The sequence below is a fragment of the Metabacillus indicus genome (assembly GCF_046603695.1).
Taxonomy (GTDB): domain Bacteria; phylum Bacillota; class Bacilli; order Bacillales; family Bacillaceae; genus Bacillus_P; species Bacillus_P indicus.
Genome location: NZ_CP176757.1, coordinates 2,730,261 through 2,749,826, shown reverse-complemented (window position 1 = coordinate 2,749,826; position 19,566 = coordinate 2,730,261). Strand labels below are relative to the sequence as shown.

25 protein-coding genes are annotated in these 19,566 nt (G+C 45.5%); 23 read left to right on the top strand and 2 right to left on the bottom strand.

Annotated elements, in window-relative coordinates; all coding sequences use genetic code 11:
* Positions 1 to 208: 208 nt before the first annotated feature.
* The 4 genes from ACK1LH_RS14115 (at position 209) to efp (ending at position 3,011) form a co-directional block, all read left to right on the top strand.
* Positions 209 to 739 carry a YqhR family membrane protein gene (locus ACK1LH_RS14115; RefSeq protein WP_411333449.1) on the top strand — a complete coding sequence of 177 codons (531 nt, stop codon included), beginning with the start codon at positions 209 to 211 and terminating at the stop codon, positions 737 to 739.
* Positions 740 to 898: 159 nt separating this feature from the next.
* Complete coding sequence (aroQ, locus tag ACK1LH_RS14110) at positions 899 to 1,354, top strand: type II 3-dehydroquinate dehydratase (protein WP_029279756.1); 456 nt, start codon at positions 899 to 901, stop codon at positions 1,352 to 1,354.
* Positions 1,341 to 2,405, top strand: coding sequence for a M24 family metallopeptidase (locus tag ACK1LH_RS14105; protein ID WP_411333447.1), 1,065 nt, complete (start codon positions 1,341 to 1,343; stop codon positions 2,403 to 2,405). The genes aroQ and ACK1LH_RS14105 overlap by 14 nt, the downstream gene beginning before the upstream one ends.
* A 48-nt stretch (positions 2,406 to 2,453) precedes the next feature.
* Complete coding sequence (efp, locus tag ACK1LH_RS14100) at positions 2,454 to 3,011, top strand: elongation factor P (protein ID WP_029279759.1); 558 nt, start codon at positions 2,454 to 2,456, stop codon at positions 3,009 to 3,011.
* Between the two features lie 25 nt (positions 3,012 to 3,036).
* Here the strand turns inward: efp and ACK1LH_RS14095 are convergent, their stop codons facing one another.
* Entirely contained in the window at positions 3,037 to 3,213 is a 177-nt protein-coding gene (locus ACK1LH_RS14095) for a hypothetical protein (RefSeq protein ID WP_161781207.1), read from the bottom strand.
* 188 nt (positions 3,214 to 3,401) lie between these two features.
* Here ACK1LH_RS14095 and ACK1LH_RS14090 point away from each other — a divergent pair, with 188 nt between their 5' ends.
* From ACK1LH_RS14090 to ACK1LH_RS14050, 9 genes are all read left to right on the top strand, one after another.
* Positions 3,402 to 3,683, top strand: a complete 282-nt coding sequence (locus ACK1LH_RS14090; RefSeq protein ID WP_035207096.1) for a YqhV family protein — start codon at positions 3,402 to 3,404, stop codon at positions 3,681 to 3,683.
* A 72-nt stretch (positions 3,684 to 3,755) separates the two neighbouring features.
* Positions 3,756 to 4,679 carry a stage III sporulation protein AA gene (gene spoIIIAA, locus ACK1LH_RS14085; RefSeq protein ID WP_411333446.1) on the top strand — a complete coding sequence of 308 codons (924 nt, stop codon included), beginning with the start codon at positions 3,756 to 3,758 and terminating at the stop codon, positions 4,677 to 4,679.
* Positions 4,673 to 5,188 (top strand): stage III sporulation protein SpoIIIAB, encoded by a 516-nt coding sequence (gene spoIIIAB / locus ACK1LH_RS14080; protein ID WP_029279766.1) that lies wholly within the window; start codon positions 4,673 to 4,675, stop codon positions 5,186 to 5,188. Before spoIIIAA ends, spoIIIAB begins: the two co-directional genes overlap by 7 nt.
* Positions 5,189 to 5,209: 21 nt before the next feature.
* Positions 5,210 to 5,416 carry a stage III sporulation protein AC gene (gene spoIIIAC / locus ACK1LH_RS14075; RefSeq protein WP_029279768.1) on the top strand — a complete coding sequence of 69 codons (207 nt, stop codon included), beginning with the start codon at positions 5,210 to 5,212 and terminating at the stop codon, positions 5,414 to 5,416.
* A 12-nt stretch (positions 5,417 to 5,428) separates the two neighbouring features.
* Entirely contained in the window at positions 5,429 to 5,818 is a 390-nt protein-coding gene (gene spoIIIAD, locus ACK1LH_RS14070; RefSeq protein WP_174434979.1) for a stage III sporulation protein AD, read from the top strand.
* Between the two features lie 10 nt (positions 5,819 to 5,828).
* Positions 5,829 to 7,007, top strand: coding sequence for a stage III sporulation protein AE (gene spoIIIAE, locus ACK1LH_RS14065; protein ID WP_035207086.1), 1,179 nt, complete (start codon positions 5,829 to 5,831; stop codon positions 7,005 to 7,007).
* Between the two features lie 12 nt (positions 7,008 to 7,019).
* Positions 7,020 to 7,649 carry a stage III sporulation protein AF gene (gene spoIIIAF / locus ACK1LH_RS14060; RefSeq protein WP_411333445.1) on the top strand — a complete coding sequence of 210 codons (630 nt, stop codon included), beginning with the start codon at positions 7,020 to 7,022 and terminating at the stop codon, positions 7,647 to 7,649.
* A complete protein-coding gene (gene spoIIIAG, locus ACK1LH_RS14055; protein WP_029279776.1) occupies positions 7,642 to 8,295 on the top strand; it encodes a stage III sporulation protein AG in 654 nt (217 codons plus the stop codon). Before spoIIIAF ends, spoIIIAG begins: the two co-directional genes overlap by 8 nt.
* 17 nt (positions 8,296 to 8,312) lie before the next feature.
* Entirely contained in the window at positions 8,313 to 8,888 is a 576-nt protein-coding gene (locus ACK1LH_RS14050) for a SpoIIIAH-like family protein (protein ID WP_029279778.1), read from the top strand.
* Positions 8,889 to 9,127: 239 nt separating this feature from the next.
* On the opposite strand, the gene ACK1LH_RS14045 is transcribed toward ACK1LH_RS14050, so the two are convergent.
* Positions 9,128 to 9,541, bottom strand: coding sequence for a hypothetical protein (locus ACK1LH_RS14045; protein WP_411333443.1), 414 nt, complete (start codon positions 9,539 to 9,541; stop codon positions 9,128 to 9,130).
* An 82-nt stretch (positions 9,542 to 9,623) separates the two neighbouring features.
* Here ACK1LH_RS14045 and accB point away from each other — a divergent pair, with 82 nt between their 5' ends.
* The 10 genes from accB to ACK1LH_RS13995 all read left to right on the top strand — a co-directional run bounded on the left by accB (position 9,624) and on the right by ACK1LH_RS13995 (position 19,403).
* Positions 9,624 to 10,124 carry an acetyl-CoA carboxylase biotin carboxyl carrier protein gene (accB, locus tag ACK1LH_RS14040; protein WP_029279780.1) on the top strand — a complete coding sequence of 167 codons (501 nt, stop codon included), beginning with the start codon at positions 9,624 to 9,626 and terminating at the stop codon, positions 10,122 to 10,124.
* An 11-nt stretch (positions 10,125 to 10,135) separates the two neighbouring features.
* Positions 10,136 to 11,488: an acetyl-CoA carboxylase biotin carboxylase subunit gene (gene accC / locus ACK1LH_RS14035; RefSeq protein WP_029279782.1), complete on the top strand. Its 1,353-nt coding sequence runs from the start codon at positions 10,136 to 10,138 to the stop codon at positions 11,486 to 11,488.
* A 22-nt stretch (positions 11,489 to 11,510) separates the two neighbouring features.
* A complete protein-coding gene (locus ACK1LH_RS14030; protein ID WP_029279783.1) occupies positions 11,511 to 11,918 on the top strand; it encodes an Asp23/Gls24 family envelope stress response protein in 408 nt (135 codons plus the stop codon).
* A gap of 621 nt (positions 11,919 to 12,539) precedes the next feature.
* Positions 12,540 to 12,932 carry a transcription antitermination factor NusB gene (nusB, locus tag ACK1LH_RS14025; protein ID WP_029279787.1) on the top strand — a complete coding sequence of 131 codons (393 nt, stop codon included), beginning with the start codon at positions 12,540 to 12,542 and terminating at the stop codon, positions 12,930 to 12,932.
* 34 nt (positions 12,933 to 12,966) lie between these two features.
* Positions 12,967 to 13,833, top strand: coding sequence for a bifunctional methylenetetrahydrofolate dehydrogenase/methenyltetrahydrofolate cyclohydrolase FolD (gene folD, locus ACK1LH_RS14020; protein WP_282032903.1), 867 nt, complete (start codon positions 12,967 to 12,969; stop codon positions 13,831 to 13,833).
* Between the two features lie 19 nt (positions 13,834 to 13,852).
* Complete coding sequence (gene xseA, locus ACK1LH_RS14015; protein WP_411333440.1) at positions 13,853 to 15,205, top strand: exodeoxyribonuclease VII large subunit; 1,353 nt, start codon at positions 13,853 to 13,855, stop codon at positions 15,203 to 15,205.
* On the top strand, positions 15,198 to 15,431 hold the full coding sequence (locus tag ACK1LH_RS14010; protein ID WP_029279792.1) for an exodeoxyribonuclease VII small subunit: 234 nt from the start codon (positions 15,198 to 15,200) through the stop codon (positions 15,429 to 15,431). The genes xseA and ACK1LH_RS14010 overlap by 8 nt, the downstream gene beginning before the upstream one ends.
* On the top strand, positions 15,428 to 16,309 hold the full coding sequence (locus ACK1LH_RS14005) for a polyprenyl synthetase family protein (protein WP_029279794.1): 882 nt from the start codon (positions 15,428 to 15,430) through the stop codon (positions 16,307 to 16,309). Before ACK1LH_RS14010 ends, ACK1LH_RS14005 begins: the two co-directional genes overlap by 4 nt.
* A 358-nt stretch (positions 16,310 to 16,667) precedes the next feature.
* Positions 16,668 to 18,560, top strand: coding sequence for a 1-deoxy-D-xylulose-5-phosphate synthase (dxs, locus tag ACK1LH_RS14000; protein ID WP_035207074.1), 1,893 nt, complete (start codon positions 16,668 to 16,670; stop codon positions 18,558 to 18,560).
* A 3-nt stretch (positions 18,561 to 18,563) separates the two neighbouring features.
* Positions 18,564 to 19,403: a TlyA family RNA methyltransferase gene (locus tag ACK1LH_RS13995; RefSeq protein WP_035207071.1), complete on the top strand. Its 840-nt coding sequence runs from the start codon at positions 18,564 to 18,566 to the stop codon at positions 19,401 to 19,403.
* Positions 19,404 to 19,566 lie beyond the last annotated feature (163 nt).

The window sequence follows — 19,566 nt, the reverse complement described above, 5'->3', positions numbered from 1 at the left end:
TAAACAAAACGGAAGAGAATGTTATGTTTATATTCTACATAAAAACAGCATAAACCTCTAGGCAGTTATATTTTATTCTTCAATTTATGGGCGCCGGAAAGGTTCTGCAGGTAAGTACGTCTGTAGTATATCCTAATACTTGCCAGTTAGACATTTTCTGCATCGAATTTCGGATTGGATGTACATACTAGAAGTAGGAGGTGTACATATGACAGATGATTATCAGTCTAATTCTGCAGGAATAGAAGATGGACAGGATGATAAGCAGGGCGAGGGTCTCCCGTTTATCGCAAGAGCTATGATTACCGGATTTGCAGGAGGTATTTTCTGGAGTTTAATCGGCTATTTGGCTTATGTGCTGAACATGACAGAGATCAGTCCGAACATGCTGCTGCAGCCGTTTCTTCTTGGTGACTGGAAAAACGGCACAATCGGAAATTTTGCGGGAGTACTGGTTATCGGATTCCTTTCTGTAGGAACGGCACTCGTCTATTATTTAGTTTTAAAAAGGTTTTCGTCTATTTTCGTCGGCATGATCTATGGAGCCGCTTTATGGGCGCTTGTCTTTTTCCTCTTGAATCCGATCTTTCCAAACGTCAAAACAGTCTTTGAACTCGAGCGCCTGACAACGGTTACGATGATATGTTTATACATTTTATATGGGGTCTTTATCGGGTATTCCATTTCCTTTGAACAAAATGAGCTTCAATCGAAAAAAAAGGGCAGCGCTTCCACGTAACAATAGAGGTAACGCACAATGAAGTATGGTAGAATGTTCTAAAATGAACATTCTATTTTTTGTCGGCTTTTTATTCATGCGGCTATTGTTTAAGGCAGCGTTTTGACGAAAACATCTGTCACATGAAGGAGAGTCCTCATCGTGCTTGGAGGTCGAAAGATGAGACACTACATAGTAATTAACGGCCCAAACCTGAATCGCCTTGGGTTGCGTGAACCTGATATTTATGGAAGCAAAACGCTGACAGATCTTGAGCGGGAGCTGATGGTTTTTGCTGAAAAGCAGGGGTTTCAGGTCACGTGCTTTCAGTCCAATCATGAAGGAGACCTGATAGATGCCATTCATGGTTCAGATGGCCACTACGACGGCATTGTTCTGAATCCGGGTGCGTTTACCCACTACAGCTATGCCTTAAGAGATGCAATCGCAAGTGTGCCTCTACCTGTGATTGAGGTGCATATCTCCAATGTTCACAGCCGCGAGCCGTTCAGGCATCAGTCTGTCACTGCGCCGGTCACTGCCGGACAGATAGTCGGCCTCGGATTTCAGGGATACCAGTTTGCCCTGCAGGCAATACATACAAAGATAGGGGAGAAACAGCATGCTGAAGATTGAGAAATTAAGAAACAGGCTCAAGGAGCTTGATGTTGACGGACTTCTTATTGCAAGCGATTATAACAGACGGTACATGACCGGTTTTACAGGCTCATCGGGCGTCGCGCTCGTTTCTCTGTCAGGAGCCGTTTTTATTACAGACTTCAGATATACAGAGCAGGCAGCCAAGCAGGTTGAAGGCTATGAAATTGTTCAGCACAAGGGGCCGATTCTTGACGAAGTCGCTGCACAGGCAGAAAAGCTTTCAATCAGGCGTCTTGGCTTTGAACAGGATCATTTATCCTTTGCAGCTTATTCCTCATATGCTTCCAAACTGAAGGGAATTGAGTTTGTTCCGGTGTCTGAGGCGGTGGAAAAGTTACGCTTGATTAAGTCTGCAGCAGAGATTAAGATATTAAAGGAAGCTGCGGAGATCGCCGATGCTGCATTTAAGCACATTCTTACAGTAGTACAGCCCGGCATGAAGGAAATTGAAGTTTCAAACGAACTTGAATTCTTTATGCGAAAGCAGGGAGCTGTTTCTTCATCATTCGATATCATTGTCGCATCCGGCCACAGGTCAGCTCTTCCGCACGGTGTGGCAAGTGAAAAAGAAATTGAAAAGGGCGATTTTGTAACCTTTGATTTTGGAGCATACTACAAGGGATATTGTTCAGATATTACACGCACGATTGCAGTCGGCAATCCAAGTGATGAGCTGAAGAAGATTTATTCCATTGTTCTTGAAGCCCAGCTTCGCGGCATGAATGGAATTAAAGCAGGTATGACCGGAAAAGAAGCTGATGCTTTGACAAGGGATTATATTTCAGAGAACGGCTATGGCGAGTATTTTGGCCATTCAACCGGACACGGCCTTGGAATGGAAGTTCACGAAAGTCCGTCATTATCCGCAAAATCAGAAACGGTTCTTGAGCCGGGCATGATTGTTACAGTAGAGCCGGGAATTTATGTTCCTAAGCTTGGCGGTGTCCGGATCGAGGACGATACAGTGGTTAAGGAAGATGGCAATGAATCTCTGACACACTCCCCTAAAGAGCTTATTATCTTATAAAAAGCTTCCGGAAGGTTAAAAAGTGTTATTTACATAGGAGGAACAAATATGATTTCAGTTAATGATTTTCGTACGGGCTTAACAATCGAGGTAGATAACGGCATTTGGCGCGTTATGGATTTCCAGCATGTAAAACCGGGAAAGGGCGCTGCATTCGTACGCTCAAAACTGCGTAACCTTCGTACTGGAGCTGTTCAGGAAAAAACGTTCCGTGCTGGAGAAAAAGTGGCGAAAGCTCAAATTGAAAACCGCAAAATGCAGTATCTGTATGCAAATGGCGACCAGCATGTGTTCATGGACAATGAGTCTTATGATCAAGTGGAACTGCCTGAAGCTTCAATCGAGTATGAACTTAAATTCCTTAAGGAAAACATGGAAGTATCAATCATGATGTTCGGCAGCGAAACACTTGGTGTTGAGCTTCCAAACACAGTAGAACTTGAAGTTATTGAAACAGAGCCAGGTATTAAAGGTGATACAGCTTCCGGCGGAACAAAGCCTGCTAAAGTGCAGACTGGACTGATCGTCAACGTCCCGTTCTTCGTAAACGAAGGTGACGTGCTGATCATCAACACAACAGACAGCTCATACGTATCACGCGCGTAAAACCGCATTAAAAAACTCCATCTGATCAGATGGAGTTTTTTGTTTCTTCAATAATTGTCTGCGCCCGGAAAGTACGCGGCTCCTGCTCTCTCTTTTTCCCCGCTTTGAAAAGAAGTGCGGCCGGCAATACTATGTATACGGCAATCCCAATGGCCCACTGCAAATAGTGATAGACCTCATAAGCTTCTATTCCAAATCCCATGACACATCCCCCTTTGTACCTATTATTATAAAATCTGAAAATTCTGTCAAGAATTCTTTTTGTCTAAACGGCCTTTTTCTCTCATAGACTGGACTATCACTCCGGTTGCGGGCTCCGTTTTCGTTCTTTAGGGAATGGACAAGCGAAACTCCGCAGCTTTGTGATTAGAAGAGTAGGGGAGGAAGAAGATGAAGCATTTTCTAGCCGGTCTGGATCCTGCTGTCAGATCCATGGCCCTTTTGAGGCTGCTGTCTGCAAGCATTGAAATGACAGCTGCTGTTTTGATGCTTGTCTTTAATGATGTGCGGAAGGCAGTACTGATCAACTCAATGTTAGCCATTGTCGGGCCGGTCATTTTTATTTTGACAATGACGATCGGCATTTTCCAAATTGCTGAACAGCTGTCTTATGCAAAACTGATTTTCATCTCAATCGGCGTAGCCTTTATCTTAATTGGGGTTTATAAATGAGGTCACAGTCATAATGTGTCCAAGCCTGCATAAACATAGGAGTATTAAGAGACTATGCAAGGAGGAAGCCATGTGAATGAGATTACAGCTATGCTTCCTGAGCCGATCAGACAGCATATACTGGACCTTCCGCCGCATGTGCTGCAGCAAATGGAAGAGATTCGCATCAGAATATCAAAGCGGGTTGAAGTGACAGCGGCGGGAAAACCTGTTTTCCTGTCATGCATCGCTACACATCAGGACGGAATTTCTCTGCTGAGCGAACTGAGCCAATACAGCATCTACGCACTTGAAGAAGAGCTCAAACGCGGCTTTATCACCATTCAGGGCGGCCATCGTGTAGGGCTATCGGGGAGGGTCATAACAGAAAACGGCCGTGTAAAAGCCATCCGCAATGTCACGTCTTTCAACATTCGGGTAGCGCGCCAAAAACGCGGAATTGCTGACCGGTTCATCCCTTGCTGCTACAGCGGAGAGTGGCTGAATACCATGATTATCGGCCCGCCTCAGACTGGTAAAACGACGATGCTCCGCGACTTTGCACGAATTATGAGTACAGGCCATGGACAGATCCCATCAAGAAAAGTAGGGATTGTAGATGAGCGCTCAGAGATTGCAGGATGCATAAACGGCATACCCCAGCATGAGTTCGGCGAAAGAGTGGACGTGCTTGATGCATGCCCGAAAGCAGAAGGCATGATGATGATGATCCGCTCTATGAGCCCCGATGTTCTCGTTGTGGATGAGGCGGGGAGAATGGAAGATACAGAAGCGATACTTGAGGCCGTTCATGCGGGTGTCGGACTGTTTATATCCGTTCACGGATGCTCTCTTGAGGATATTAAAATGAGGCCGACTATTGCTCCTCTATTAAATCATCATGTTTTTAAGAGGTTCATAGAGCTATCAAGAGTAAGCGGTCCCGGAACGGTCCAGAGAGTCATTGATGAAGAAGGACGGATTGTCAGAACGGAAGAAGGTGTCCCGCTATGCTGAAGCTGCTTGGAGCTGTATTCATCCTGCTTGCTACAACATGGGCCGGTTTTGAAACGGCAAAACACATCAGTGAACGCCCGCGCCAGCTGAGACAGTTGAAGGTTGCCCTGCAGGCGCTCGAAGCAGAAATCATGTATGCTCATACCCCGTTAAAAGAAGCAGCCGCCACCCTTTCAAAGCAAATGCCAAAGCCGCTTTCCTGGTTTTTTGAGGTATTTTCAAAGCGTCTGTCTGCAGGGCATACAAGCGTCAGGGCAGCCTGGGAAAACAGTTTGCAGGAAGTATGGAGGATGACTGCCTTTAAGCAGGGAGAGTACGAGATCATGAAGCAGTTTGGCGAAACACTCGGCCAGCACGACCTGATCTCTCAGCAGAAACATATCCGCCTCGCACTTGCCCATCTTGAAAGAGAGGAAGCGGATGCACTCGACAGACAGAGCCGCTATGAAAAAATGCTGAAAAGCCTTGGATTCTTATCGGGTTTATTGCTGGTTATTTTATTGATGTAGCAGTCAGGAGGATTACATGCAATGGGAGTAGATGTTAATATCATTTTTCAAATAGCGGGCATCGGAATTGTCGTCGCGTTTCTTCACACAATCCTTGATCAGATGGGCAAAAAAGAGTATGCGCAATGGGTCACGCTCCTGGGTTTTATTTATATTCTGTTTATGGTGGCTTCCATTGTAGAAGATTTGTTTCAGAAAATTAAATCAGTCTTCCTTTTTCAGGGATAGGGGGGCTCAGCCATTGAAATTATACAGATTGTCGGACTTGGTTTAGTTGCTACTTTTCTCGCATTGATTGTAAAGGAACAAAAGCCGACATATGCATTCATGCTCGTGGTTTTTGTCGGCTGCGTCATTTTTCTGTTTTTAGTCGACGGCGTTTCCCAGATTATCACCATGATTGAAAAAATTGCGCTGAATGCAAACATTAACATGATGTATGTGGAGACGATCCTGAAAATTATCGGAATTGCCTATATTGCCGAATTCGGCGCACAGATTACAAAGGATGCAGGTCAGGGAGCCATTGCTTCAAAGATTGAGCTTGGCGGAAAAATCATTATTCTTGCAATGGCGGTTCCGATCCTGACTGTCATAATTGAAACCATCATCGGCCTGATACCGGCGTGATGGATAAGGGGTGAGAGTTATTAAAAAGGGAATCGCCGCTGTCTTTTTTCTTTTCTTTTTTTCATTTCCGGCTCTTGTACAAGCTTCTCCCCCTCCACCGCAGCAGGAATTGGTTGATCAGCAGATAGACAAGCTTGGGATCCAGGAAATTAAAACGTTCTGGGACGACATTATGACAGAATACGGAGGGTATCTTCCTGAAAGCCAGAAAGGAAGTCTGCTTCAATTTTTAAATGGCGAGAAAGAATTATCCTTTAAAGAATGGTCAAAAGCTTTCCTGAGCTACATTTTCCATGAAATCATCGCAAACGGAAAACTGCTCGGGACATTGATTATGCTGACAATTTTCAGCATGCTGCTGCAGCTCCTTCAGGACGCGTTCAGCCAGAGCACAGTCAGCAAAGTCGCTTATGCTCTCGTTTACATGGTTTTAATGATCATCGCTCTGAACAGCTTTCATATTGCCATTGAATATACGGTTGAAGCGATCCGGACGATGTCAAGCTTCATACTCGCACTCATTCCGCTTCTTCTTGCTCTGATGGCGGCATCCGGCGGGCTGATATCAGCAGCATTTTTTCACCCGGTCATCCTTTTCCTCATGAATACAAGCGGAGTGCTGATTGAAAAAATTGTTCTGCCGCTTCTGTTTCTCTCCGCTTTGCTGAGCATTGTCAGCACGCTCACGGATCAGTATAAAGTAACGCAGCTGGCCCAGCTTCTAAGAAACATAGGGATCGGGCTGCTTGGTACGTTTTTAACGGTATTTCTCGGAGTCATTTCTGTTCAGGGGGCATCAGCTGCCGTTTCTGACGGGATGGCCATCCGCACGGCCAAGTTTGTGACAGGAAACTTTATACCTGTCCTCGGGCGGATGTTTACCGATGCAACCGATACGGTCATCAGCGCTTCTGTTCTTCTAAAGAACACAGTGGGCATTCTCGGTGTGGCGATTCTCCTGTTTATCGCTGCTTTCCCGGCGATAAAAGTGCTGACTCTGGCCTTTATTTATAAATTTACAGCTGCACTGCTTCAGCCCCTTGGCGGCGGTCCAATCATCAAATGCCTGGATATCATCAGCAAAAGTGTCATCTATATTTTTGCGGCGCTTGCCATCGTGTCACTGATGTTTTTCCTGAGTCTTACAGTCATTATTGCGGCTGGCAATATAACCATGATGGTTCGATAGGAGGGAGTCGGCATGTCATTTCTGACAGAGTGGATTTCAAACATTATTCTTTTCATCATGCTGGCTGTCATACTGGATCTGCTTTTGCCGAACTCGGCCATGCAAAAGTACGCCAAAATGGTGATCAGCCTTCTTCTGATCGTGATTATCCTGTCGCCGATTTTTAAGCTTTTGTCCGCCGATATCCCGGCAATGGTCCAGGAAGCCGGGATCGGCAGCTATTCTTCTGCAAAAGAAGCAGAAATAAAAAAATCCATAGATTCACAAAAAAAAGAAATACAAGCCTCAAATGATGCATATATTTTAGAAAACATGGCTGTCCAATTAAAAACGCAGGCAAAAGAGGAGCTGGTGAAAAGCTATGATCTAGCGATAAAAGACATTCGTCTATCTGCAGAAGCACCTTTTGAAAAAATAGAAACCAGTCTCCAGAGCATTGAAGTGACGCTTCAGCCCGGCGCAGAAGAAACCGGAGCCGTTGAAGCTGTACAGCCGGTTGACATCGGCGGTACTAATAGGGAAGAGGAAGCTTCCATTTCTTCTGAACCTGAGATTAAAGCTTATTTAGCAAGTATCTGGGGAGTCGACCCTGAGAAGATTTCCTTGAAAATGGAAGGGGGGGAGGGCAGCACAGATGAATAGTCCCAAACAATTGCTGGAAAAATTGAAAACCCTGCTAAACTCTGAAAACGGCAAAAAACCGAACAAGTACCACTACCTCCTGATCGCGCTTGCGCTTGGCATCGGATTCATGCTCGTAAGCAATCTGTTGTCCGGTCAGACAGCCATGCCTGACGTATCTCAAGTCTCCGGAATGTCTTCTGCATCTGATAAAGACGAAGAAGTGTTTAAACCGGCTGATGAAGGCGGGGGCTCAGGTTCAATCGAGAAATATGAGCAGGAATACGAGAATCAATTAAAAGAAGCGCTTGATTCCATGTCCGGAATAAACAATGCCATGGTCGTTGTCAACGTAGAAGCGACTTCCGAGCAAATTCTTGAGAGAAACAGCGTCAGCCAGAACCAGACAACTGAAGAGACAGATCCTCAGGGCGGCAAGCGGACAGTGGAAGATGGTTCAACAGAAGAATCCGTTGTTATTATCCGAAAGGGAGATCAGGAGACACCCATCATCCTGCAGACGAAAAAACCGGAAATCAGGGGTGTGCTTGTGGTGGCTGAGGGTGCTGACAACATTCAAATAAAAAAATCAATCGTTGAGGCTGTAACGAGAGTGCTTGGAGTCCCAAGCCACCGCGTAGCAGTTGCAGCGAAAAAAGGGAAATAGAGGAGGATTCTTGAATGATGCTGAAAAAACAAACGGTTTGGTTATTAACAATGTTAAGCTTGGTGGTTGTGCTTTCAGTGTACTACATCACGACACCTGAAGAAATCAAAAATGATGTGGCTATGACAGGTGCTGAAAAAGCAGAGAAAGCGGAAGCTGCGAAAGAAGCAAAGAAAGATGGAGAGGCAGAAGTGACAGTTGAAGAAGCAGAGGACGGAACGGTTGTTTCTGTTTCAAACGATGAACTTTTTGCAACGATCCGCATGCAGCTTGAAGATTCCCGAAACGCCAAGAAAGAAAGTCTTGAAGATATTGTAGCAAGCAAAGAGGCGAGTGCTGCAGAAAAAAGCGCTGCCCGTGATGAGATGAATGCGATTGATGAAGCAGTTGCCAACGAGGAAATCCTCGAAACGTTCATTAAATCAAACGGCTACGATGATGCCCTTGTAAGAATCGAAGGCGAAAAAGTCAAAGTAACAGTAAAAGCGAAAGAAAGTTCAGCTTCAGAAGCGAACAAAATCATCCAGCTTGTCAGCAGCGAGATGAAAGGCATGGAAGATGTAGCTGTAACACTTGAACCTTCAAATCAATAATCGTAAAACCCCGCGTCCATGGCGCGGGGTTTTGTCTTTTACCTGCCTGTCATTTCAAAATATTCAATTATCCCTTATAATTGAAAAGAACAGATTATTTTAAGATCACCGGGGGCGGGCAAGAATACATATTGAATTCAAGCACGCAAATGTCGTAAGATAGACATAGGACTTCGTTTTAGTACTAGGCTATAAGAAAAGCGGAATCAGCCGTTCAGCTCCGACAGTCAGATAAGAAATCACCGGAAAAGTCCGGTTTTGACTTTTTCGGGGATTTTGTTCTGACAGAGGAGTTGGCTGATGGAGCTGGACAATAAGAAAAGCGGAAGCACCCGTTTAGCTCCGGCAGTCACATAAGGAATCACCCGGAAAGGCGCTTTTTGCCTTTTTCGACGATTCCTGTTCTGACAGAGGAGCTGGCTGATGGAGCTGGACAATAAGAAAAGCGGAAGCACCCGTTCAGCTCCGACAGTCACATAAGGAATCACCCGGAAAGGCGCTTTTTGCCTTTTTCGACGATTCTGTTCTGACAGAGGAGCTGGCTGTTGAAGTTGGACAATAAGAAAAGCGTAAACACCCGTCCCGCTCCAATAGCCAGATAAGAAATCACCCGAAGAGTACGGGCAATGCTTTTTTGGCGTTTTTTCTTTCATAGTCCATAATCCTTAAATGAAGCTTTGCCTTGCTTAGACACGGAATCACAATCATCAAGAATTTGAATAGGGGTGCCAGCAGATGTTGAAAATACAAGAAATCAGAGAACTGATCAAGCTTGTTGACCAGTCTTCAATCGACGAATTTACGTATGAACATGAAGGATCTAAAATTAAGTTAAAGAAACGCATGGAAGAGCTTGAGAAAGCAGCTGTGCAGACAGCTCCTGTACAAGCAGCTCCTCAAATGCCAGCAGCACAGCCGGCTGCGGCTCCTGCAGCCCTTCAGGAAGTAAAAGAAGTGCCAAAGGAAGAAGCGAAGGCTCCTGCCCAGGATGAAAATCTACATAAAATCACTTCGCCGATGGTCGGCACGTTCTATGCAGCGTCATCACCTGACACAGACAACTATGTGAGCGTTGGTTCAAAGGTAACTAATGATTCGGTTGTCTGCATCGTAGAAGCGATGAAGCTGTTTAATGAAATTGAAGCAGAAGTAAAAGGCGAAATCGTTGAAATCCTGGCTGAAAATGGCCAGCTAGTAGAATACGGACAGCCTTTATTCCTTGTCAGACCAGAGTAAGGAGAGAAACTATGATTAAGAAATTGCTTATAGCAAACAGAGGAGAAATTGCGGTACGGATCATTCGGGCCTGCAAAGAACTGGGAATTGAGACGGTTGCGGTCTTTTCAGAAGCAGACAGAGATTCTCTGCACGTTCAGCTTGCTGATGAAGCGTATTGTGTCGGACCGACAGCTTCAAAAGACAGCTATCTGAATTTCACAAATATCATCAGCGTGGCAAAACTTACAGGCAGTGAAGCCATTCATCCGGGTTACGGATTCCTGGCTGAAAATGCAGATTTTGCAGAGCTGTGCGAAGAGTGCAACATCATCTTCGTCGGACCAAGCGCAGATGCGATCTCTAAAATGGGAACAAAGGACGTTGCCAGGGAAACGATGAGAAAAGCCGGTGTTCCGATTGTTCCGGGATCTCAAGGCATTATCAAGGATACGGGAGATGCTGTTTCACTTGCAAATGACATCGGATACCCTGTCATTATCAAAGCAACGGCAGGCGGAGGCGGAAAAGGAATCCGTGTTGCAAAAACAGAACAGGATCTGATCAAAGGCATCCAAATTACTCAGCAGGAAGCTGCTACTGCATTTGGAAATCCCGGTGTCTACATTGAGAAGTACATTGAGGATTTCAGACACGTGGAGATTCAGGTCATGGCAGACTCTCTCGGCAATGTCATCCATTTAGGAGAAAGAGACTGCTCCATTCAGCGCAGACTTCAAAAACTCGTTGAAGAAACCCCGTCTCCTGCCCTTTCAGCTGAAATGCGCGAGACGATGGGAAGGGCTGCTGTTAAAGCTGCTGAAGCCGTCAATTATACTGGAGCAGGAACAGTCGAATTTATTTTTGATCACATCGAAGATAAATTTTACTTCATGGAGATGAACACGCGAATTCAGGTTGAGCATCCTGTAACGGAAATGGTCACAGGCATTGACCTGATCAAGGAACAAATCATGGTTGCTTCAGGCAAAGAGCTTTCTGTGAGGCAGGAAGATGTTGTCTTTAACGGCTGGGCAATCGAATGCCGCATCAATGCAGAGAATCCGGAGAAGAATTTTATGCCCTCTCCTGGTAAAATAGAAATGTACTTGCCGCCCGGAGGCCTTGGTGTTAGAGTAGACTCAGCAGCATACCCTGGTTATTCCATTCCTCCATATTACGACTCCATGATCGCCAAATTGATCACATATGGAGCAACCCGCGAGGAAGCGATTGCCAGAATGAAACGCGCGCTTAGTGAATTTGTTATAGAGGGGATCCACACAACGATTCCTTTCCATCAAAAACTGCTTGAACACGAAACGTTTGTTTCCGGAGACTTTAATACGAAGTTCTTAGAAATCCATAAAGTTATGGAATCTTAAAAATACACGGAGGTGCTGACTCTTGAAAGAAAACAGGCTGCTTGAAATGACTCATGAAGAAAATGGTCTCGGCAAAGTTGAAATTGCCCCGGAAGTCATTGAAGTGATTGCCGGAATCGCTGCTTCTGAAGTAGAAGGCGTTGCACAAATGCGCGGAAACTTCGCGTCAGGCGTTGTAGAACGCCTCGGCAAGAAAAATCACGGCAAAGGCGTGAAAGTCGACCTTTCTGAAGACGGAATCACAATCGATGTCTACTGCGTCATGATGTTCGGCGTTTCCATCCCGACCGTCGCCCAGCGCATCCAGGACAACACTCGCCAGGCGTTGTACAACATGACAGCTCTTGAAATCAACGAGATTAATATCCATGTAGTCGGAATTCAATTCGAAACAAAATCACAGGAAATTGAAATCGACCAGGAAATGTAAAGCCAGAGGAGTTCTTCCTTTGGTTTTTTTTTCTGAGTTCAGCCCGGAAAAAGGTATTTTTAAAAGCGTAAAATGTGAAAAATGTAAACACCAGTGAACTGCAGCGGAAGGCACTTGACTCCTTGTCCAGCTGCAGCGCCCAACTCCTCTGTCAGAACAAAATCCCCCAAAAAGTCAAAAGCGGACTTTTCGGGTGATTTCTTATCTGACTGCCGGAGCAAAACGGGCGCTTCCGCTTTTCTAGGGATGAAGAGGGCACTGGAGACCCCGCAAGCGAAGCGAGGAGGCTCCAGGCGCTCCCCGCGGAAAGCAAGTGACTGGAGCGAAAGGGAACGGGTACAAGCTCCCATCCCTCCCCGCGGAAAGCAAATTCCTGCAGCGGAAAGAAACGATTACCATTTTACTGACTGTAACCTACACAAAATCATCCATTTTACACATGCTTTATTCCAGACTGAATTGAGCGAAGATTCCACTAAGTACGAATAATTTAGAGGCAGGACTGTTTTTTATTCGTTATTTGGCCGAAAAACAACAACTGCAGTGTGCTTCTGTCCGTAAAATATGGTATGATCGTTCTATGACATTTCGACATTTTTGTACATAAAGGAGCAAGTAAGAATGAAACGAAGATTAGCAAGAGAAAAAGCACTTCAGGCACTCTTTCAGATAGACGTAAGCGAGATTGATCCAAAAGAAGCAATGAATCATGCCCTGGACGGAGAACAGATGGATGAATTCATGACGGCTCTCGTTTTGGGAACTGTGGAACATACAGAAGAGATTGATGAGCAAATTAAGCCTCACCTCGTAAACTGGAAGCTTGAACGGCTTGCAAACGTAGACCGCTCTGTTCTTCGTTTAGCCGTTTATGAAATGATGTTTATGGAGGAAATTCCTCTTAACGTTACCCTTGACGAAGCCATCGAACTCGCTAAAACGTTCGGGGATGACCAGTCGCCGAAATTTATCAACGGAGTCCTCTCAAACATTAAATCAGCACTCGACAGATAACTCTGTCAAACACCACCTGAGGAGGAACAAAACAATGACAGCTTCAATCATCAGCGGAAAAGAATTGGCACAGGAAAAACGCAGACAGCTTGCCGAGGAAGTAAAAGGATTAAAAGAACAGGGAATTACTCCCGGATTAACGATTATTCTTGTCGGTGACAACCCCGCATCTCTTTCCTATATTAAAGGGAAACAGAAAGCGTCCGAAGAAATCGGGGTTGCTTTTAAACTTGAACATTTTTCAGAAAAGATGACGGAAGAAGAACTGCTTAATGTGATTGAAACCTATAATGAGGACGACAGCTGCCATGGCATTCTTGTACAGCTGCCTCTGCCTGAACACATCAGCGAAAAAGCAGTCATTGAAAAAATTTCTCCTGAAAAGGACGTTGACGGATTCCATCCTCTAAATGTCGGACAAATGATGGTCGGACAGGATACCTTCCTTCCATGCACCCCTGCAGGAATTGTGGAAATGATTAAATCTGCCGGGATTGAAATTTCAGGGAAGCACGTGGTTGTTGTCGGAAGAAGCAACATTGTCGGAAAACCTGCCGGCATTCTGCTGCTTAATGAGCATGCGACAGTGACTTACTGCCATTCAAGAACGCCAAACTTAAAAGAAATGACCCGTCAGGCAGATATTCTGATTGCTGCTGTCGGCAAAGCGAACTTCATTACAGGAGACCATCTTAAAGAAGGTGCAGCAGTCATTGATGTCGGAGTCAACAGACTGGACACAGGAAAGCTTTGCGGAGATGTTGTCTTTGAGGATGCAATGAACAAAGCAAGCCATATTACTCCTGTTCCAGGCGGCGTCGGTCCGATGACCATCACCATGCTAGCCCATAACGTTGTAAAATCAGCCAAAAAATCTGCTGTTAAACAGCCTTCCAAGTAAGATAAAGGAGTTCAGGCGGATGAGTGAAATCAAACATGTAACGGTAACCGCCCTCACAAAATACATCAAGCGGAAGTTTGATGCCGATCCGCATTTAAAGGATATTTGGGTCAAAGGCGAGCTTTCCAACTTTAAAATGCACAGCCGCGGCCATATGTATTTCACATTGAAGGATGAGGGAGCGCGTATTGCAGCTGTTATGTTCGCAGGTCAGAACGCTTCCTTAAAATTCATGCCGGAAAACGGGATGAAGGTGCTGCTGCGCTGTGAAATCTCCGTGTACGAACCAAGCGGAAATTATCAGATCTATGTAAAAGAAATGCAGCCTGACGGAATTGGAAGTCTGTATCTTGCTTATGAAGAGCTGAAAAAGAAGCTTGAAAAGGAAGGGCTTTTTGACGAAAGGCACAAGCAGCAGGTACCGAAATATCCTTCTGAAATCGGTGTGATTACATCCCCTACGGGCGCTGCTGTGCGTGATATTTTAACAACAATCAAGCGCAGGTACCCATCTGCAAAGGTGATCATTATCCCTGCACTTGTACAGGGAATAAACGCAGGCCCTTCTGTTGTGAAAGCCATCCGGCAGGCAAACAGCCTGGGGACACTTGATGTGATCATCGCAGGCAGGGGCGGAGGCTCAATTGAAGAACTTTGGGCATTTAACGAAGAAATTGTGGCACGTGAAATATTCAGCTCGAAAGTGCCGATTATCTCGGCTGTCGGGCATGAAACGGATTATACAATAGCTGACTTTGTCGCAGATTTGCGCGCTCCAACGCCAACAGGTGCTGCGGAACTTGCTGTTCCCCATTTTGCCGATCTTCTTGAGAGAACGGCAAACAAGAAGACCAGGCTTTTGAGAGCCATGCAGGAGAAGCTTACGGCGAAAAAAGAACAGCTTGCCTATTACCAGAAATCATATGCTTTTAAATACCCTAAGCAGCTGTATCAGCAAAAAGAGCAGCAGCTTGATGTTCTCGTTGAATCCCTGCAAAAAGAGAGCATCCGCAACATCCAGATGAAAAAAGAGCGGTTTGCAGCATTAAGCAGCCGCTTGCTTAGAGTGCATCCGAACGAAAAAATCAGCCGCGAAAAAGAACGGCATCAGCAGCTTGTCAAAAAATTGACGCGGGATATGTCTGTGCTTCTGAAACAAAAACAGTCTGCGTTCGGGGCAATGGCAGCAAATCTTAATGCACTCAGCCCCCTTAAAATCATGGACCGGGGCTACAGTATTGCTTATCAGGATGACAACCTTGTAAAAAGCATTACACAGGTGAAAAAAGGCGACGGTCTGCACATTCATCTGCAGGACGGACAAGTCATCTGCCAAGTTACAGGAGTGGAGGAGCGAAAGTCACATGAGTGAAAAAAAAGAGGTTACGTTTGAACAGGCAATGGAAGAGCTTGAGGGAATTGTGGAAAAGCTTGAAGAAGGCGATGTTCCGCTTGAAAAAGCGATTGCCTACTTTCAGGACGGCATGAAGCTGTCAAAACTTTGCCACGATAAGCTTCAATCGGTTGAAAAGCAAATGGACCTGATTCTCCGCGAAGACGGTGAGCTTGCGCCGTTTGACCTTCAGGAGGAAGAATGATGAACCTCAGCCAGTTTCTTTCTTCGAGAAAAGAATTGATTGAAGCAAGGCTGCCTGAGTATATCAGCAGACTTCAGGCTCCGGCTGTTATTAAAGAGGCAATGTCCTATTCCCTGACAGCAGGAGGCAAGCGCCTGCGTCCCGCGCTGGTCCTGGCGGTTCTCAGAGCGTTCGGCAAAGAAGAAGAAACAGGCATTCCTGCTGCATGCGCAGTTGAAATGATCCATACTTATTCTCTCATTCATGATGATCTTCCGGCGATGGACAATGATGACTTGCGGAGAGGCAAACCGACAAACCATAAAGTGTTTGGCGAAGCAATGGCGATTCTTGCAGGTGACGGTCTACTAACACACAGCTTCGGCATCCTAACCGACCAGCAGGACATCTCTGCAGAAATGCGTCTGTCTTTAATCAGTGAACTTGTGCGCGCATCGGGTGCAGAAGGCATGGTTGGAGGGCAGGTTGCTGATATGCAGGGTGAGGGGAAAACTCTTTCCCTTACCGAGCTAGAATACATACATGAGCATAAAACAGCAAAGCTTCTTGGCTTTTCCATCATGGCAGGAGCAATCCTCGCTGAAGCAGAAGCACATGAAAAAGAAATGCTCAGAACGTTTTCCTATCATGTAGGAATCGCTTTTCAAATCCAGGATGATATTCTGGATATTGAAGGGCAACAGGCCAAGATCGGCAAGCCTGTCGGTTCAGATGAAGGAAATCAAAAAACAACCTATCCTGCACTTCTCACTCTCGAGGGAGCAAAAGAAAAGCTTGCAGGCCATATTGCACAAGCAAAAGGGATTCTTTTAGAAATGAAGATAGATTCGTCTCTTTTAGAGGAGCTTTGCGATCTGATTGCTTCAAGAGATCATTAAAAACGCGACATCAGGTCGCGTTTTTTTGTTGGGCAGGGTATCATAAATAACATAAAAACACCGATAACATTACTAAGCTGCCCCATGGCAAAAAAGTCAAAAGCGGACTTTTCTGCGGAATTCTAATCTGCCGAATCTGATCAAGGCGCCTCTCCTTTTTCTGTAAAACACCGTCAAATTGAGGTTTTTCATACGGTATGGTATACTATCACCATATTTTATACATATCTTAAGCAGACAGCGCGGTAAAGACTGCAAATAAAGCGATAATTAAACAATGGCGCCGTTATCACTTGCTGTGTTAGCGGCTCTTTTTTAGCAAAAGACCTTGAAAATGAACTGAAAGCGAGTGATCCATTTGGATCTATTATCCATTAAAGACCCGTCCTTCCTTAAGAAGCTTTCAAACCCTGAATTAGAACAGCTGGGTGCGGAAATCCGCAAATTTCTGATTGAAAAGCTTTCTGTAACAGGAGGGCACATCGGACCGAATTTAGGTGTGGTTGAATTGACAATCGCCCTTCATAAAATCTTCGACAGTCCGAATGATAAATTTCTGTGGGACGTAGGCCATCAGTCTTATGTACATAAAATCCTGACAGGCCGCGCGTGCGAATTCGATACAATCAGGCAGTACCAGGGATTGTGCGGATTCCCGAAACGTAATGAAAGCGAACATGACGTCTGGGAAACCGGCCACAGCTCGACTTCTCTTTCTGCTGCTATGGGAATGGCCATTGCAAGAGACTTAAAAGGCACGAAAGATCACATTGTGCCGATTATCGGAGACGGGGCGCTGACAGGCGGAATGGCACTTGAGGCCCTTAATCATATCGGTCATGAGCAAAAGGACATGATCATCATCTTAAATGACAACGAAATGTCCATCGCACCAAACGTCGGTGCTCTGCACAACGTTCTTGGAAAGCTCCGGACAGCAGGAAAATATCAATGGGTGAAAGATGAACTCGAATATATCCTGAAAAAAATCCCTGCTGTAGGCGGCAAGCTTGCTTCGACTGCAGAACGCGTGAAAGACAGTCTAAAATATATGCTTGTATCAGGCATCTTTTTCGAGGAGCTCGGTATTACTTACCTAGGTCCTGTAGACGGACACAACTATGATGACCTTTTTGAAAATCTGCAGTATGCGAAGAAGACGAAAGGTCCGGTGCTGCTGCACGTCATTACAAAAAAAGGGAAGGGCTACCAGCCTGCTGAAACCGATAAGATCGGTACATGGCACGGAACAGGGCCGTATAAAATTGAAACGGGCGATTTTGTGAAAGGGGAGGCAGCCGGTCCGGCATGGAGCGCTTTAGTCAGTGAGACAGTGCGTAAACTTGCGCGTGAAGACAAACGGATTGTTGCCGTTACTCCTGCCATGCCTGTCGGCTCTAAGCTTGAGAAGTTCGCAGCGGAATTTCCGGACCGCATGTTTGATGTGGGTATCGCTGAACAGCATGCAACGACAATGGCCGCAGGACTTGCAGCCCAGGATATGAAGCCGTTTCTTGCCATTTACTCAACGTTCCTGCAAAGAGCGTACGATCAGGTCGTGCATGATATTTGCCGGCAGAATTTGAACGTTTTTATCGGAATCGACCGCTCAGGCCTAGTTGGTGCAGACGGTGAGACGCATCAGGGTGTTTTTGATATTGCCTTCCTGAGACACTTGCCGAACATTGTGCTGATGATGCCGAAAGATGAGAATGAAGGCCAGCACATGGTTAATACGGCCATCAAATACAATGACGGTCCGATAGCCCTGAGATATCCGCGCGGAAACGGCATCGGAGTCAAGATGGATGCCGAGCTTAAGGAAATTCCTATAGGTACATGGGAAGTGATCAGACCTGGAACTGACGCTGTGATCCTTACATTTGGAACGACCATTGAAATGGCGCTTGAAGCTGCTGAAAGCCTGGCTAAAAAAGACCTGTCTGTAAGAGTGGTCAATGCAAGGTTCATCAAGCCTCTTGATGAGAGCATGCTGGCAGAGATTTTTGAAGAAAAGCTTCCTGTTCTGACAATAGAAGAAGCTGTCCTTCAAGGAGGATTCGGCAGTGCCGTTCTGGAATTTGCCCAGGAAAACGGCTATTCAGATGCTGTGATTGACAGAATGGGAATACCGGATCGATTTATCGAACACGGAAGTGTGGGCAAGCTGCTTGATGAGATCGGGATGACAGCTGCGCATGCAGAAGACCGGATTATCAGCATTTCAAAAGAGAAAGAGAAAAGGGTTTAATGAATGAGTTCAAAAAAAGAAAGAATTGATATCCTCCTTGTTGAAAGAGGGTTAATTGAAACAAGAGAAAAAGCGAAGCGGGCTATTATGGCAGGGCTTGTGTATGCAAATGAAGAGAGAGTGGAAAAACCGGGTGAAAAGGTCGACACCTCTCTAACGCTTACTGTAAAAGGAAATGTCATGCCGTATGTCAGCCGCGGAGGCTTAAAGCTTGAAAAAGCACTGAAAGAATTTGACTTAACGGTAGAAGGTAAAATTCTTTTGGATATCGGATCATCAACAGGCGGTTTTACAGACTGTGCCCTCCAAAACGGGGCAAAAAGCTCCTATGCGCTTGATGTCGGGTATAACCAGCTTGCCTGGAAGCTCCGGCAGGATGAACGGGTGACGGTGATGGAACGGACGAATTTCCGTTATTCAGTGCCTGCTGATTTTACAGCGGGGCTCCCTGAAGTTGCATCCATTGATGTGTCGTTTATTTCTTTGAGGCTGATCCTTCCTGCACTTAAGAAAATATTAGTCGCAGGAGGAGACTGCATCGCGCTCGTCAAACCTCAGTTTGAAGCAGGCAAAGAGCTTGTAGGCAAAAAGGGTATCGTCAGAGAACCGAAAACACACAGACTGGTGCTTGAAGATATTACCCAATTTGCTCTGAAAGAGGGCTATGACTGTGTCAATCTTTCCTACTCCCCCATCACAGGCGGAGACGGAAACATTGAATTTCTGCTGCATCTGAAGAATGCCATCGGCCAGCCTGGTGAAAACCTGCTGCCTGAGAGCATTGATGCAGTAGTCGAACAAGCACACAGTGAACTGAAAACTAAGAAACAGGAACAGGAATAACGCTGCTGCCGTTATTCCTGTTTGTTCTGCCGGCAGAAATGCAAATGCTTCTTGCATTTCTGAGTATACTACCAGTAAATCAATGAACCGCCTGAACATGCAGGCTGACAAAAACATGTACATTTTTAGCGATTTCATATAACATATTCAGTATAATCATACA

Coding starts and splice junctions, on each gene's coding strand:
- nusB (WP_029279787.1), top strand. CDS start 12,540: ATGAAACGAAGATTAGCAAGAGAAAAAGCACTTCAGGCACTCTTTCAG.
- efp (WP_029279759.1), top strand. CDS start 2,454: ATGATTTCAGTTAATGATTTTCGTACGGGCTTAACAATCGAGGTAGAT.
- spoIIIAF (WP_411333445.1), top strand. CDS start 7,020: ATGTCATTTCTGACAGAGTGGATTTCAAACATTATTCTTTTCATCATG.
- xseA (WP_411333440.1), top strand. CDS start 13,853: ATGAGTGAAATCAAACATGTAACGGTAACCGCCCTCACAAAATACATC.
- ACK1LH_RS14090 (WP_035207096.1), top strand. CDS start 3,402: ATGAAGCATTTTCTAGCCGGTCTGGATCCTGCTGTCAGATCCATGGCC.
- aroQ (WP_029279756.1), top strand. CDS start 899: ATGAGACACTACATAGTAATTAACGGCCCAAACCTGAATCGCCTTGGG.
- ACK1LH_RS14050 (WP_029279778.1), top strand. CDS start 8,313: ATGCTGAAAAAACAAACGGTTTGGTTATTAACAATGTTAAGCTTGGTG.
- spoIIIAG (WP_029279776.1), top strand. CDS start 7,642: ATGAATAGTCCCAAACAATTGCTGGAAAAATTGAAAACCCTGCTAAAC.
- accC (WP_029279782.1), top strand. CDS start 10,136: ATGATTAAGAAATTGCTTATAGCAAACAGAGGAGAAATTGCGGTACGG.
- ACK1LH_RS14115 (WP_411333449.1), top strand. CDS start 209: ATGACAGATGATTATCAGTCTAATTCTGCAGGAATAGAAGATGGACAG.
- ACK1LH_RS14010 (WP_029279792.1), top strand. CDS start 15,198: ATGAGTGAAAAAAAAGAGGTTACGTTTGAACAGGCAATGGAAGAGCTT.
- folD (WP_282032903.1), top strand. CDS start 12,967: ATGACAGCTTCAATCATCAGCGGAAAAGAATTGGCACAGGAAAAACGC.
- ACK1LH_RS13995 (WP_035207071.1), top strand. CDS start 18,564: ATGAGTTCAAAAAAAGAAAGAATTGATATCCTCCTTGTTGAAAGAGGG.
- ACK1LH_RS14095 (WP_161781207.1), bottom strand. CDS start 3,213: ATGGGATTTGGAATAGAAGCTTATGAGGTCTATCACTATTTGCAGTGG.
- accB (WP_029279780.1), top strand. CDS start 9,624: ATGTTGAAAATACAAGAAATCAGAGAACTGATCAAGCTTGTTGACCAG.
- ACK1LH_RS14105 (WP_411333447.1), top strand. CDS start 1,341: ATGCTGAAGATTGAGAAATTAAGAAACAGGCTCAAGGAGCTTGATGTT.
- ACK1LH_RS14005 (WP_029279794.1), top strand. CDS start 15,428: ATGATGAACCTCAGCCAGTTTCTTTCTTCGAGAAAAGAATTGATTGAA.
- spoIIIAB (WP_029279766.1), top strand. CDS start 4,673: ATGCTGAAGCTGCTTGGAGCTGTATTCATCCTGCTTGCTACAACATGG.
- ACK1LH_RS14045 (WP_411333443.1), bottom strand. CDS start 9,541: ATGAAAGAAAAAACGCCAAAAAAGCATTGCCCGTACTCTTCGGGTGAT.
- spoIIIAC (WP_029279768.1), top strand. CDS start 5,210: ATGGGAGTAGATGTTAATATCATTTTTCAAATAGCGGGCATCGGAATT.